Annotated in this window: 15 protein-coding genes; 10 read left to right on the top strand and 5 right to left on the bottom strand. The window is 75.2% G+C overall.

What is annotated here, in order from left to right:
• Window positions 1-204 precede the first annotated feature (204 nt).
• Complete coding sequence (locus IEV86_RS10565; protein WP_229734611.1) at window positions 205-1,146, top strand: class I SAM-dependent methyltransferase; 942 nt, start codon at window positions 205-207, stop codon at window positions 1,144-1,146.
• A 235-nt stretch (window positions 1,147-1,381) separates the two neighbouring features.
• On the opposite strand, the gene IEV86_RS10570 is transcribed toward IEV86_RS10565, so the two are convergent.
• From IEV86_RS10570 to IEV86_RS10580, 3 genes are all read right to left on the bottom strand, one after another.
• Complete coding sequence (locus tag IEV86_RS10570; protein ID WP_188484663.1) at window positions 1,382-2,854, bottom strand: threonine/serine exporter family protein; 1,473 nt, start codon at window positions 2,852-2,854, stop codon at window positions 1,382-1,384.
• Window positions 2,855-2,969: 115 nt separating this feature from the next.
• Window positions 2,970-3,785: a hypothetical protein gene (locus IEV86_RS10575; protein WP_043606593.1), complete on the bottom strand. Its 816-nt coding sequence runs from the start codon at window positions 3,783-3,785 to the stop codon at window positions 2,970-2,972.
• The gene (locus IEV86_RS10580) at window positions 3,782-4,345 is read right to left on the bottom strand and encodes a SigE family RNA polymerase sigma factor (protein ID WP_052426204.1); all 564 of its coding nucleotides are present in this window, start codon (window positions 4,343-4,345) and stop codon (window positions 3,782-3,784) included. Before IEV86_RS10580 ends, IEV86_RS10575 begins: the two co-directional genes overlap by 4 nt.
• 287 nt (window positions 4,346-4,632) lie before the next feature.
• Here IEV86_RS10580 and IEV86_RS10585 point away from each other — a divergent pair, with 287 nt between their 5' ends.
• Complete coding sequence (locus IEV86_RS10585; protein WP_052426203.1) at window positions 4,633-4,986, top strand: PQ-loop repeat-containing protein; 354 nt, start codon at window positions 4,633-4,635, stop codon at window positions 4,984-4,986.
• Between the two features lie 5 nt (window positions 4,987-4,991).
• On the opposite strand, the gene IEV86_RS10590 is transcribed toward IEV86_RS10585, so the two are convergent.
• Window positions 4,992-5,675, bottom strand: a complete 684-nt coding sequence (locus tag IEV86_RS10590; protein ID WP_052426202.1) for a hypothetical protein — start codon at window positions 5,673-5,675, stop codon at window positions 4,992-4,994.
• A 185-nt stretch (window positions 5,676-5,860) separates the two neighbouring features.
• Here IEV86_RS10590 and IEV86_RS10595 point away from each other — a divergent pair, with 185 nt between their 5' ends.
• The 7 genes from IEV86_RS10595 to IEV86_RS10625 all read left to right on the top strand — a co-directional run bounded on the left by IEV86_RS10595 (window position 5,861) and on the right by IEV86_RS10625 (window position 11,023).
• Complete coding sequence (locus IEV86_RS10595) at window positions 5,861-6,226, top strand: DUF2200 domain-containing protein (RefSeq protein ID WP_043606590.1); 366 nt, start codon at window positions 5,861-5,863, stop codon at window positions 6,224-6,226.
• Window positions 6,227-6,299: 73 nt separating this feature from the next.
• The gene (locus tag IEV86_RS10600; protein WP_043606631.1) at window positions 6,300-7,655 is read left to right on the top strand and encodes a cytochrome P450; all 1,356 of its coding nucleotides are present in this window, start codon (window positions 6,300-6,302) and stop codon (window positions 7,653-7,655) included.
• A 17-nt stretch (window positions 7,656-7,672) separates the two neighbouring features.
• Complete coding sequence (locus tag IEV86_RS10605) at window positions 7,673-8,656, top strand: Fpg/Nei family DNA glycosylase (protein WP_043606587.1); 984 nt, start codon at window positions 7,673-7,675, stop codon at window positions 8,654-8,656.
• Between the two features lie 144 nt (window positions 8,657-8,800).
• Window positions 8,801-9,067, top strand: a complete 267-nt coding sequence (locus IEV86_RS10610) for a type II toxin-antitoxin system Phd/YefM family antitoxin (RefSeq protein WP_043606628.1) — start codon at window positions 8,801-8,803, stop codon at window positions 9,065-9,067.
• On the top strand, window positions 9,064-9,345 hold the full coding sequence (locus IEV86_RS10615) for a type II toxin-antitoxin system RelE family toxin (RefSeq protein WP_043606583.1): 282 nt from the start codon (window positions 9,064-9,066) through the stop codon (window positions 9,343-9,345). Before IEV86_RS10610 ends, IEV86_RS10615 begins: the two co-directional genes overlap by 4 nt.
• 329 nt (window positions 9,346-9,674) lie before the next feature.
• Window positions 9,675-10,154, top strand: coding sequence for a hypothetical protein (locus IEV86_RS10620; protein ID WP_043606580.1), 480 nt, complete (start codon window positions 9,675-9,677; stop codon window positions 10,152-10,154).
• Window positions 10,151-11,023 carry a LamG domain-containing protein gene (locus IEV86_RS10625; RefSeq protein ID WP_202595164.1) on the top strand — a complete coding sequence of 291 codons (873 nt, stop codon included), beginning with the start codon at window positions 10,151-10,153 and terminating at the stop codon, window positions 11,021-11,023. Before IEV86_RS10620 ends, IEV86_RS10625 begins: the two co-directional genes overlap by 4 nt.
• Before the next feature lie 6 nt (window positions 11,024-11,029).
• On the opposite strand, the gene IEV86_RS10630 is transcribed toward IEV86_RS10625, so the two are convergent.
• A complete protein-coding gene (locus IEV86_RS10630; protein ID WP_052426200.1) occupies window positions 11,030-11,467 on the bottom strand; it encodes a DUF3995 domain-containing protein in 438 nt (145 codons plus the stop codon).
• Window positions 11,468-12,259: 792 nt separating this feature from the next.
• Between IEV86_RS10630 and IEV86_RS10635 the strand changes: the two genes are divergently transcribed.
• Entirely contained in the window at window positions 12,260-13,207 is a 948-nt protein-coding gene (locus IEV86_RS10635; protein ID WP_043606575.1) for an LLM class F420-dependent oxidoreductase, read from the top strand.
• The last annotated feature ends 39 nt before the right edge of the window (window positions 13,208-13,246 follow it).

A 13,246-nucleotide genomic window follows, 5' to 3' on the forward strand; every position in this document is an offset into this window, starting at 1 on the left:
TGAAGCGAGATCACAACCCTTGACGCGACCCGTCCCTGAGCGTTCACCGCGACGTCCCCGCCCGTACGCCCCCACCGCGGCCTCGCCCACCTCCCACCCGCGCGCCCTCACCCGCGCGCCTTCGCCCACCTCCCACCCGCGCGGCCTCACCCGCGCGCCCTCGCCCACCTCTCACCCGCGCGGCCTCGCCCACCTCTAGTCGAGATGAGACTTCCGGTCGGCGAGTCGCGCGACACGCCGACCGGAAGTCTGATCTCGACGCTGACCACGCTGGGGGTTCGGCCCGGCATGCTGGCGCTCGTGCCCACACCCGACCGGTCGACCGCCGACGCCGAGAGGACCCGCGACTACTACGACCGGCTCGGGAGGCTCGAGGAGGACCGGCTCGTGCAGGACGTCGCAGGCCGCGTGTCCTTCGAGGTGCACCGCCGACTGCTGGCGGAGCACGTCCGCGCGGGCGACCGCGTGCTGGAGATCGGCGCCGGACCGGGGCGGTTCACCGCCGAGCTCGCGAGGCTGGGGGCACGCGTCGTCGTCACGGACCTCTCGCCGGTCCAGCTCGACCTGAACCGCGAGAACCTCACGGGGACGGCGGACGAGGGGAACGTCGAGCGGCGTGAGCTGCTGGACGTGTGCGACCTCTCGCGGTACGACGACTATGAGTTCGACGTCGTCGTCGCGTACGGAGGCCCGCTGTCGTACGCGTTCGAGGCCGAGGAGAGCGCGGTGCGCGGCCTCCTGCGCGTGACCCGGTCGGGCGGGCGGGTGCTCGCGTCGGTCATGTCGATGCTGGGCACGTGGCGGCACGCACCCGCCGGCGTGACGGCCCTGGCTGAGGCGCTCGGCGAGGACGTCAACGACCGGGTGCTCGCCACGGGCGACCTCAGGCACGTCGGCGGTGAGCACCAGTGCCGGATGTTCCGAGCACACGAGGTCGTCGACCTCGTCGAGCGGGCGGGTGGCCACGTGCTCGCCACGAGCGCGAGCAACTGGGCCTCCCTCGCGGATCCCGACGTCCTCGGGCGGGTCGAGGCGGACCCGGACCGCTGGGCTCGCTTCCTCGACCACGAGGTCCAGGCGTGCCGGGAGCCCGGTGCCCTCGACGGGGGGACGCACGTCCTCGTCGCCGCCGAGCCGCGTCCCTGACGCCCACCGTCGCGCCCGCACCCGCACCCGCACCCGCACCCGCACCCGCACCCGCACCCGCACCCGCACCCGCACCCGCACCCGCATCCTCGTCGAGATCAGACTTCCGGTCGGCGAGTCGCGCGACACGCCGACCGGAAGTCTGATCTCGACGGAGGGGCGGAGGGGTGGAGGGGTGGAGGGAGCGGAGGGGTGGAGGGAGCGGAGGGGGGCGGGGCGGGGCCCGACCCATGGGTCAGCGAGCGGCTCGGGGTGGGCGGCGGACGAGGCGGCGGAGGCTGCGCGGGGTCACGCCGCGGCCCGCGCTCGAGCGGGCCCGGCCGCCGCCGCGCGTGCCGAGCCGCAGCGGGGCGCCGAGGAACTCGCCCAGCGTGACGCCCGCGGCGATGCCGAGCCCGACCATCGCGGCGCCGAGCAGGATCGAGACGCCGGTCAGCAGCCCGCCCGTTCCGCCCTCGACGACGGCGAACAGCCCCCGGTAGATCGCGAGCCCGGGCAGCAGCGGCACGATCCCGCACACCGACGTGACGATCGACGGCATCCGAAGCCGCGGCGCACCCCACTCGCTGAGGAACCCGACGACGGTCGCCGCGGCCGCGCTGGCCACGACCGGCCCCACACCGAGCGCCGTCGTCGCCTCGAACGCGCCCCACGACACGGCTCCGGCGGCTGCGGCGACGGCGACGGCGCGCGGCCGCGCGTACGACGCGACGGCCCACGCGGCAGCGATGACGGCCGCCGCCGAGACGGCGACCGGTACGGGGGCGAGCGCACCCGGCGGGTCGGCGAGGACCAGCGGGACGCCCATGCGGCGCGCGACGTCGAGGACGCCGACGATCCCGGTGACGATGCCCGCGGTCAGCAGCACCACCTCGAAGGTGCGGGCGCCCGCGGTGATGGGGAAGCCGCTGATGGCGTCCTCGGCGGCGCCGACCAGCGACAGCCCCGCGAGCAGGACGACGATCCCCGCTGCGACGACGAGCGACGGCGGGAGCACCGAGAGGTCGATCCCCACGAGCGGCGCCCACAGGAACAGCGCGACGGCGACCAGCGCCGCGACCGCCGCACCCGCGGCCTGGAGGAAGAACTCGGGCAGGCCGCGTCGGCGCAGCGACCACACGACGCGGTCGATGAGCGTCGTCGTCACCGCCGCGACGAGGGCGACCGCGGGTCCGCCGCCCAGCAGCACGGCGACCGCGGCGGCGAGTGCGGACAGCGCGACCGTCACGACCCAGCGCCGGTAGGTCTGCGGCGCGCTGATGATCGCGTCGAGCTCGTCGTGCGCGGCGTCGAGGGCGGCCGCGGCGTCGTCGGCGGCCACGGGCTCCTCGCGGATGCGGCGGGCTAGCTCGACGACGCCCTGGAGCCGGCCGTAGTCGGGGATCCGCTCCTGGACGATCCGCACCATGGTGACCGGGCGCCCGTCGCCCGCCCGGTCGTAGGACACGGTGATCGCGGTGAACGTCAGGTCCGCCTGGGCACCCGTCAGTCCGAACGCCTTGACGACGCCGCGCACGGCCTGCTGGACGTCGACCGCGGCAGCGCCGAGCGACAGCATCGCCTCACCGACCCGCAGCGCGAGCTCGAGCACGTCGCGGATCATCACGGGGTCGGGCCCGCCGGGCCGCGACCTCAGGCCGGCGCGGACCTCGGAGGGCCCGCCGCCGACGCGTTGCGCGAGGGCACGGACCACCCGACGACGACGCACCGGGCGAGCCTACGTCGCTCACACGGTCGGGCGACGGGCGGCCCAGGAGACCCACTCACCGCCTGCGTGCGCCGGTGGTAGGTCCGAGGACCGACCGCCGCCCGTCGTCGTCCGCTCAGCAGTCGGCCGCGTCGTAGGTGCAGAGCCGCTCCCACAGCCCGCGAGCCCGCTCGACCGTGGCGTCGCGGGACCCCTCGGGCGTCCCCTCGCCGCCCTCGGCCGTGACGAGAGCGACGGCGTTCGCGCGGCTGCTGACGACGGCGTAGGTGCCGAAGGGCGTCGCTCCGCCCTCGCCGTCGCCGAAGTACGACGCGACGCCCACGCCCCGCTCGGGGACGTCGACGGGCTCGGTGCCCACGAGGTCGGAGTCGCCCGCGCACGCCTCGAGGAGGGCGGCGAGCCGGTCCACCTCGGCCGCGGCCTGCTCGGGGTCCGCGAAGAGCGCGACCTGCTGCACCAGGATCTGAGCCTCGAGCTCACCCGTCCCGTCGCGCGCGGTGACCATCGACGTCGTACCGGACGGGACGCCGGCCGCGCACTCCTCGGGCAGCACCCACGGGACCGCTCCGTCGTCGGTGGAGCGGCGCGCGACCCCCATCGGTAGGAGCGCGTCGGCGGGTACCTCGACGTAGTCCTCCGCCGGAGTCGGCTCGAGGGTCGGTGCGGGCTCCGGCCCGGTCGGCTCGGGAACGGGCGGCACGACCGGGCCCGCGGGCTCGGTCTGCACGAACCACGCCTCGTCGAGCGCCGGGACGCCGACGAGGACGCCTCCGACGAGCAGCGCCGCACCCGTGACGGACGCGGCCGCGCGGCGACGTCGTCGTCGGTGGATACCGGTCCGGACGGACGCCCAGACGGCGTCCTGGTCGAGGTGGTCGGCGGTCTCGGCGTCGGTGCGCAGCGCGTGCCGCACGTGATCGGTGGTGCTCATCGGACGTCCTCCGGGGTCGCGTCGGCGCGGAGGCTCAGGAGCGCACGCGCGGCGGTGGATCGGACGGTGCTCGGCGCGAGCCCCAGCACCTGGCTGATGTCGGCGTCGTCCATGCCCTCGTAGTAGCGGAGCACCAGGACGGTGCGCTGCCGGGGCGTGAGGGACGCGAGGCGCCGGCGGACGTCGTCGCGGTCGGCGACGCCGGCCGCTGGGTCCGCGTGGGTCGGCGCGAGCGCGTGCAGCGCGGCGTCGTCGGTCGCGACGACCGTGCGCGTGTGCCAGCGGCGCCGCCACGACAGGTGCTCGTTGGTGATCATGCGCTTGACGTAGAGGTCGGGCCGCGCGGTGAGGCGGATGCGGCGCCACCTCGACGACGCCCGCACGAGGACCTCCTGGACGACGTCGGCGCCCTGGTGCGGGTCGCCGGTGAGAGCCGTCGCGTAGCGCAGGAGGTCGCCCATCCGGGCCCGAGCGAACGTCTCGAAGTCGTCGTACTGCCGCAGCGTGACGAGGTCCCAGCTCTCCCGCGTGCCCGCGGGGGCCTCCTGCCCGGCGGTCACGTCCGCACCCCGGGGGGCAGGAGGGTCGGCCACGGCCCCATCCTGGGGTGGCCGGGGCCCGGGCCGGTACCTCGTCGTTCGCTCACACCCTCAAGACGCGGCCCGGCGCCGATCTGCTGCAGCGCGCCGACGACGTCGCCGGGGACGCTGACTTCACCCGGTCCGGATGGCCGTGTGCGACCGACGTCCCATGTCGCTCGGGCCGGGATCGCCGACAGTCCGTGCGGGCCGCCCACGAGGCGCGCCCACCACGCGCCGGCCGACCGCCGGCCCCCGGACGGAGGACCATGCAGCTGCTCACCGAGGCCGTCGGCCTCGTGGCGTCCCTCTTCTCGCTCGTGGTGTGGATGCCGCAGGCGGCGCGGGTGTGGCGGGTCAGGCACGACCCGGTGCAGCTGTCGGGCGTGTCGCTGCTGACGCAGGCGATGTCGGTGGGCGGGGCGGTCGCGTGGACGGCGTACGCGGTGCTCATCGACTCGTTCTGGGTGGGTGCGCCGAGCGTCGTCAACGGCCCGCTCGCGATCGCGACGATCGTCGTCGTCCGCCGGTCGCGCCGGGCGGGCGAGCGCTTCGCGGTCCCGGTGCACGACGTCGATCCGGCTCCTCTCCCGGGCCCCGACGCGGTGACGCTCGCGGCCTGAGGGCGTCACACCTCGCGGGGGGCGGGCGTCGCCTCGTCGCCGCGGCGCAGGAAGTAGGCGCCGAGCGCGCCCGCGAGCGTCGCGAACACCGCGACGGAGTACGCGGCGAGCGCGACCTCGAGCCACCGCGCCGCGGCGCCGGGAGCCGAGAGCGGCTCGCCCGTGATCGTCGCCAGGGCCGACGCGTGCAGCGCCTCGGCGTACGACGCGTAGGCGCCGAGGATGTACAGCACCTGGCTGCTCGCCAGGACGACGACGCCGGTGACGACGGCGAGCCACCCGACCCGCCCGCTGAGCAGCCGCCCCGCCGACCGTGACCCCCGCACCGCGCTGCTCACGACGCCGCCCACGCGCGCGACGCGGAGCAGCCGCACCGCGCTCGCGGCCCGCACGACCCGCAGGAACGGCACGGCGAGGAACACGACCTGCCACCAGTTGCGGCGCCAGAACGTCCGCTGGTCGCGCGCGACGTACGCGCGCAGCGCGAGCTCCGCGACGAACACGCCCCACAGCACCCAGCCGACGACGCCGAGCGCCGTGGCGAGGCCGCCGCGGGCGAGGTTCTGACCGAGGACGACGAAGAGGAAGACGACGCCGAGCGCCCCCATCGGGGTGTCGAGACGGGCGGCGAGCGCCTCGGCGGCCGTGACCCCGTGGCGCGACGGTGGCTGCTGGGTCGCGGGATCCATCCGGCCAGTATCGGCAGGGGACGAGTCTGGCGCCGGTCGGGGCCGGGAGCGGCGAGCGCGGGCTTCCCCTGCCGCGTGGCGTCCGGGACCATCGGGGGAGAGGGCCGGACACCCACCCGGCCCGGCCCGGCACGCGGGCCGCACGAGCCGCGAACCCGTCCCTGCCGAGCCCCAGGAGCCGCACCATGCCCGGTCACCGCATCTTCGCGACGCCGTTCGCCGCGATCTACCCGCACTACGTCGCCAAGGCCGAGCGCAAGGGCCGCACCAAGGACGACGTCGACCAGGTGATCTCCTGGCTGACGGGCTACGACGCCGACGGGCTCGCGCAGACCCTCACGGACGAGCGCGACCTCGAGACGTTCTTCGCGCAGGCGCCCGCGATGAACCCCAACGCCCCGCTCATCACGGGCGTCATCTGCGGCGTGCGCGTCGAGGAGATCGAGGACCCGCTCATGCAGCGGATCAGGTGGATGGACAAGCTCGTGGACGAGGTCGCGCGCGGCAAGAAGATGTCCTCGGTCCTGCGCGAGGGGACGCCCACGGCCTGACCGACCCACCGCCCCGGGTGCGACCCGTCCACGCATCGCCCAGGGTGGGAGGAACCCACCCGTGGAGGTCCTCGTGCCCAGCCGTTCCCTGCCCGTCGCCTCGGTGCCGGACACGCTCGCCGTCGCGAGGGACGTCGTCGTGCCGCTGCTCGCGCGCGGGGTGATCGTCCGGCGGCCGCCCGTGGTCGGCGCGCTCGCCCGCGCCGACGCCGACCGACGCGCCGTCCAGCTGCTGCAGCGTCTGCGCCGCACCTACGGCACGGGCCCGCTGCGCCTGCCGATCCCCGGCCGCCGCGCCGTGCTGCTGCTCGACCCGGCCCACGTGCACCGCGTGCTCGCGGAGACGCCGGACCCGTTCACCGCCGCGACGCGCGAGAAGCGTGCGGCGCTCGGTCACTTCGAGCCCGCGAACGTCCTCGTCTCGAGCGCCGAGGACCGCCCGGTGCGCCGTCGCTTCCACGAGCAGGCGCTCGACACGCCGCACGCCGTCCACCGCGGGGCCGACCGCCTCGTCGCGGTCATCCACGCGGAGCTCGACATGCTGCTCGGCCGCGTCGACGCGACCGGTGTCCTCGACTGGGACGACTGGGCCCGCACGTGGATGCGGATCGTGCGGCGCCTCACGCTCGGCGACGCGGCCGCCGACGACGAGCAGGTGACCGACGACATGGTCGCGCTGCGGGCGGCGGCGAACTGGGCGTTCCTGCGTCCGCGGCGTCGGCTGCTGCGGCGGCGGCTGCGGGAGTCGATCGCGCGCTACGCCGCCGACCCGGACCCGTCGTCGCTGCTGGGCTGGGGCGCGTCCGCGATCGAGCCCGGGACGCGCGTCGAGGACCAGGTCCCGCAGTGGCTGTTCGCGTACGACGCCGCGGGCTGGGCGATGTTCCGCGCGCTCGCGCTCCTCGCGACGCACCCCGACCACCTGGCCGACGTCCGCACGGAGGCCGACGGCGTCGACCTGCGCACCCCGCAGCGCCTGCCGCTGCTGCGCGCGACGGTCCTCGAGTCGCTCCGCCTCTGGCCGACGACACCCGCGGTGCTGCGCGAGACGGTCCGGCGGACCCGGTTCGAGCGCGGACCCGTGCCCGAGGACACGCTCGTCATCACGTACGCGCCGTTCTTCCACCGCGACGACGAGAACCTCGACAGCGCGAACCGGCTCGACCCGACGCTCTGGGCGCACGAGCGGACCGAGGCCGACTGGCCGCTCATCCCGTTCAGCGCGGGACCGGCCGGCTGCCCCGCGCAGAACGTCGTCCTGCACACCGCGAGCACCGCCCTCGCGCGACTGGTGACCGAGCGCGACCTCATGCTCACGGGCCCTGCCGCGGAGGTTCTGCGGCCGCCCGCGGACCTGCCGGGCACGCTCGACATGTTCACGCTGCGCTTCCTCGTCACGCCCCGCACGACGGCGCCCGTCCGCGCCTGACGACGTACGCTCCCGACGTGCCCGAGGGTCATACCGTCCACAGGATCGTGCGCCAGTTCGAGGCGGACTTCGTCGGGCGCCGGGTCGGCGCGTCGTCCCCGCAGGGGCGGTTCGCCGACGGCGCCGCGCTGCTCGACGGCCTGGTCATGGTCGGCTCGCGCGCGCACGGCAAGCACCTCTTCCTGGGGTTCGCCGCGGACGGCGCGGCCGACGTCGAGCCGGTGCTGGGTGTCGCGGCCGAGCGGTGGCTGCGCGTCCACCTCGGCCTCTACGGCGCCTGGGACTTCCACGGCCAGGTGTCGCCGCTGCTGCCCGGCGGGGACGCGACCGCGTCCCTCGGTGCGCCGCGTGTGCGTCGCGGGGTCCGGATGGGCGAGGGCGAGCGGTCGATCGACGCCGACGACGCCGAGCGCGCCATCGACGAGCCCGACGCCTTCCCGCCCGACCCGGTCGGCCAGGTCCGCGTCCGGCTCCTGACCGACGCCACCGCGGCCGACCTGCGGGGCCCGACGGCGTGCGTCGTCGTCACACCCGACGAGGTGCGCGCCGTCGTCGACGCCGCCGGGCCCGACCCCCGCAGCACGCCGGGCGCGGAGGGCGAGGAGCGGTTCGTCGAGCGGCTCACGCGCCGCCGCGTCGCCGTCGGGCAGCTGCTCATGGACCAGGCCGTCGTCAGCGGGATCGGCAACATCTACCGCGCCGAGATGCTGTTCCGCGCGCGGCTCGACCCGTACACGCCCGGGTCGAGCGTGCCGGCCGAGGTCGCGCGTGAGCTGTGGCGCGACTGGGAGGTGCTGCTCGACGACGGCATCCGCACCGGCGTGATGATCACGCGCGAGGACCTCGACGACGAGGGACGCCGCGCCGCGCTCGCCGACCGGTCCCAGCGGCACGCGGTGTACGGGCGTGCGGGCGAGCCCTGCCTGCGCTGCGGGACGCCCGTGGCGCTCGCCGAGATGGCCGGCCGGAAGCTCTACTGGTGCCCGGGGTGCCAGGTCTGAGGAGGCGCGGGCTCGTGCTCGGGAGGTGTCGGGGTCCGTCCCGGCGGGGACATCGGTGCGCTGTCGTGCCGATGTCCGGATCTGCCGAGATGGGGACGGCCCCGAGGCTTGCCCTGCCGACCTTCGAGCGCCACAATTGTGGTCATGAGCGTCGAGCCGCTACGCGAGGTCCGTGACCACTTCAGCGACGTCGTCGACCGCGTCGAGCGGGAGCACGAGAGGGTGACCGTGACCCGCAACGGACGCGCTGCGGCGGTCATCATGAGTCCGGAGGATCTCGCCGAGCTCGAGGAGACGCTCGCGGTCCTCAGCGATCCGGACGCGTTGGCAGACATCCGGGAGGCTGACCGCGCGTACTCCTCCGGTGACGTCGTGCGGGGCATCGACGCCGTTCGTGCCCTGCGCCCGTGACGGAAGCGGAACCCTACGAACTGGTCCTGACGCCGCCGGCGGTCCGCGCGATCCGCTCCCGACTGCCCGAGGCCATCGCAGCCGCGGTGATCGAGTTCCTGACCGGCGCCCTGGTCAACAATCCGCGCCGAGTCGGCAAGCCACTGCGCGGCGACCTGGCGGGGATCCATTCAGCGCGGCGCGGGACCTACCGAGTCCTGTACCGGATCAACGACGATCTGCGAGAGGTCGTCGTCCTGCGTATCGAGCATCGCGCCGACGTCTATCGTCCGCACTGAGCCGATCCGCCGCCGCACCAGAATGCCTCTCGACACCCGCACATCCCGCACCACCGCGCCCGGATCGTGACCAGGCGTCGCTCCCGCTTGTCGGTGCTCGCTGCCACCCTGTGCTCAACGCCGAGAGACGAGGAGCGGTGCCGGTGGCTCGACGGGTCCGGAAGCGGAGGAGACCCCTCCTCGCCGCATGTGCGGCGGCCGCCCTCGCATCAACCGCGGCCGCGTGCGCCGGCCTGCGGGCCGAGCCCTCGGCCGCAGGCCATCCGTGCTCCGCCGGGGCGGGAGTCGACGACGGCCGTCGCGTCGACCCTCGGCAGCTCGTCGCCTCGATGGACACCGTCCGCGGCGAGGTCGACGACGTGCCCGGCGTCAGCGGGTGGTGGGTCGACGAGGCCGAGGGCCGCGTCGTCCTCGGCGTCGCGGCAGGGGACGACGACGGCTGGGGAACGTGCGCCGCGCTCGCGGAGATCCTCGACCGGGCGGGTGCGCCGTACGCGTTCGAGGTCTTCCCCGGACCCGTCGAGGACGCCGAGCGCAGGGCGGTCGGCTTCGGGGAGGCGTGGACCGACGACGGCGTCCTCCTCGTCAACGCGTGGTCGTGCAACGGCGAGCCCGAGGTGACCTTGCTGGAGGAGACCCGCGACGAGATCCGCCTCCAGATCACGGCGACCGTCCCCGCCCCCGGGTGGCCCGGCGACGGCTGCTTGGACACGGTCGCGGTCCCGCTCGAGCAGCCGGTCGACGACCGCACGCTGACGGACGCGACCAGCGGCGCTGCCGTCCCCGTCGAGCTCCGGGAGCCTCGGTGACAGCCCCCGACGGCGCGGCCACCTCAGGCGCCCGCCTCGAGCCGCTCGACCCCGCAGCCGGTGCGCTCACCGACGACTTCAGCGCCCCCGAGCTCGACCCCACCTTGTGGGTCGACCACTACCTGCCGCAGTGGACGACGCCCGAGCGCTCCCGGGCCCGCTACGACGTCGGGCACGGGCGCGACGCGCTCCGCCCCGCCGACGACACGGACGACGCCGCCCACCCCACCGGCCTGCGCCTGCGCATCGACGCGGACCAGCCCGACTGGCGGCCCGAGGACGCCCCGCTGCGCGTGTCCAACCTGCAGACCGCCACGTTCGGCGGCCCCGTCGGCTCGGCCCGCGGCACCCACCGCCACCGACCCGACGGGCTCGTGGTCCGCACCGCCGTGCCGCAGCGGCTCCTGTGGGCCCCCACGTCCGGGCAGGCCGACGTCACCGTGACCGCGAGCCTCGACCGGGCGTGCATGCTCGCGGTCTGGCTCGTCGGGACCGAGCACCTCGACGAGCAGGACAGCGGTGAGGTCTGCGTGGTCGAGATGGACGCCGACGCGGTCGGCCCGACGACGACGAGAGCGCGGGTCGGGATCAAGGCGCACCACGACCCGCGGTTGACCACCGACATGACCGAGGTGACCGTCCCCGTGGGCGCCGGCCAGGCGCACACGTGGTCCGCGCGGTGGGATGCCGAGGGCGTCGTCGTCGCGTGCGACGGAGCGCCCGTCTACACGTCGGCGCAGGTCATCGACTACCCGATGCAGCTCATGGTCGACCTGTTCGAGATCGGCCCCCGTGACCCCGCGGACGTCTACCCGAAGACCGCCGTCGTGCACTCCGTCGCGCTGTCGCGCCCCGTCGACGGCACCTGAGCCATCTCAGCGCCGCGCGCGAGGCGCTCCGGCCAGCACGAGCGCGGTGATCGTCAGGCACAGCGGGCTGTAGACCCGCCGGTCGACGCGGACGAACCGGTCGGACGGCGTCCACGGCACGAGCTTCCCGGTGCCCGCGGTCAGGCCCGCGAGGCCCCGGACCGCGAAGACCCCGGCGACCCCGGCCCGGCCGGTCCGCGCGACGCGCCCGTCGTCCCCCGCCCCGACGACGACGGCCGCCCCCGCGAGGAGCGTCGCGACCGCGACGCACGCGACCGGCCCGGGGAACTCGTCGGCGCCGGCGACGACCTCGGCGAGCTCACGGCGGTCCCGCGCCGGCCAGGCGGACCCCGTGGCCCACAGGACGTGGATCCCGGCGGCTCCCGCGATGAGCGCCGCTCCGGTGAGCGACAGGGCCCGTCGTGCGCGTCGCGTCGTGATCACCGACGCACGCTAGCGCGGTCGGCCACGCGGCCGCCGTCGTGCGACGTCCTACGGCTGCCCCCACGTCGACGGGTGACCCGTGCCATGGATCCCGCGAGACGCGCGGTGATCGTGTCGGACGTGTCGCCACACTTGGGGGCAGGTGGTCGTGCGGGGGGCCGGACGTGGCGAAGACGCAGGTGTACGTCGACGGGTCGAAGGCCAAGGGGTACGTGGTCGCAGCCGCCGCCGTCGCGCCCGGGATGTCGCCGAGGTGCGCAAGGCGGTTCGCGCTCTCCTGCCTCGCGGGCAGCGCCGGCTGCACATGGTGGCCGAGGCGGACCCCCTGCGACGGAAGATCCTCAGCGCCCTGGCCGCCGCCGTGATCGTCAGGACCTTGCATCGATCACGACGCGGTTGGGGTGCCGCGAGCTGCGGTACCGGCACATGAGCCCGTACGACGAGCCTCTGCTCTGGGTGCCGGACGCCGTGGGGTGGGCCTACGCGCGCGGTGGAGAGTGGCGTGACCTCGCTGGTGCCGTCATCCGGCACGTCGTCGCGGTCTGATCCCGGACATGCGAAAGGCTCGAGCGTAGACACCATCCGGAGCTATCTCGAGCCTTCGACTTCCCGCGGCTACGGCCTTGGGCACTCAAAGCGTAGGCGGCTCCCCGGACCGTCGCAAGGCCGCGCTGGGCCGGGACACGGCGATCGCCGCGGTCAGACGGTCATGCCGCCACCGGGGCCGGGACTGCGGACCGCACCCACGACCTCGGGGAGCGAGACGTCCGACGACTGCGGCAGGCTGGGCGCATGGACTTCCGCATCTTCACCGAACCGCAGCAGGGCGCGAGCTACGACGACCTCCTCGCCGTGGCGCGCGCGACCGAGGACCTGGGCTTCGACGCCTTCTTCCGCTCCGACCACTACCTCGCGATGGGCGACGGCGACGGCCTGCCCGGGCCGACCGACGCGTGGACCACGCTCGCGGGGCTCGCGCGAGAGACGTCGCGGATCCGGCTCGGCACGCTCGTCTCGTCGGCGACGTTCCGGCACCCCGGTGTGCTCGCGATCCAGGTGGCGCAGGTCGACCAGATGTCCGGCGGGCGCGTCGAGCTGGGCCTCGGCGCCGGCTGGTTCGCGGCCGAGCACGAGGCCTACGGCATCCCGTTCCCGGCCAAGCGCTTCGGCATGCTGACCGAGCAGCTCGAGGTCGTGACCGGCCTGTGGGGCACGCCCGTCGGCGAGCGGTTCGAGCACCGCGGCGAGCACTACACGCTCGTCGACTCGCCCGCGCTGCCCAAGCCCGCCCAGCGCAGCGCGACCGACCCGACCCGCGCGGGCGTGCCCGTCGTCGTCGGCGGCAACGGCCCGCGCCGGACGCCCGCGCTCGCCGCGCGCTTCGCCGCCGAGTACAACAGCTCGTTCCCCGAGATCGCCGACATCCCCCAGCGCTTCGCGGCGGTCCGTGCGGCGTGCGAGGAGGTCGGCCGGCCCGCCGACGACCTCGTGTACTCGGTCGCGCTCGTGCTCGCGGTCGGTCAGGACGAGGCGCAGCTCGCGCGCCGCGCCGCCGCGATCGGCCGGGAGCCCGCCGAGCTCCGCGAGCACGGTGTCGCGGGCACCGTGAGCGAGGCCGTCGACCGGCTCGGTGCGCTCCGTGAGATGGGCGTCCAGCGCGTCTACCTCCAGGTGCTCGACCTGCACGACCTCGACCACCTCGACCTCGTCGCGCGCGAGGTCGTCCCGCAGCTCGGCTGAGCGGACCCGCCACGCGAGCCGCTGACGCCGCCTCCCGCG

Source organism: Cellulomonas carbonis (genome assembly GCF_014636275.1).
GTDB classification, from domain to species: domain Bacteria; phylum Actinomycetota; class Actinomycetes; order Actinomycetales; family Cellulomonadaceae; genus Actinotalea; species Actinotalea carbonis.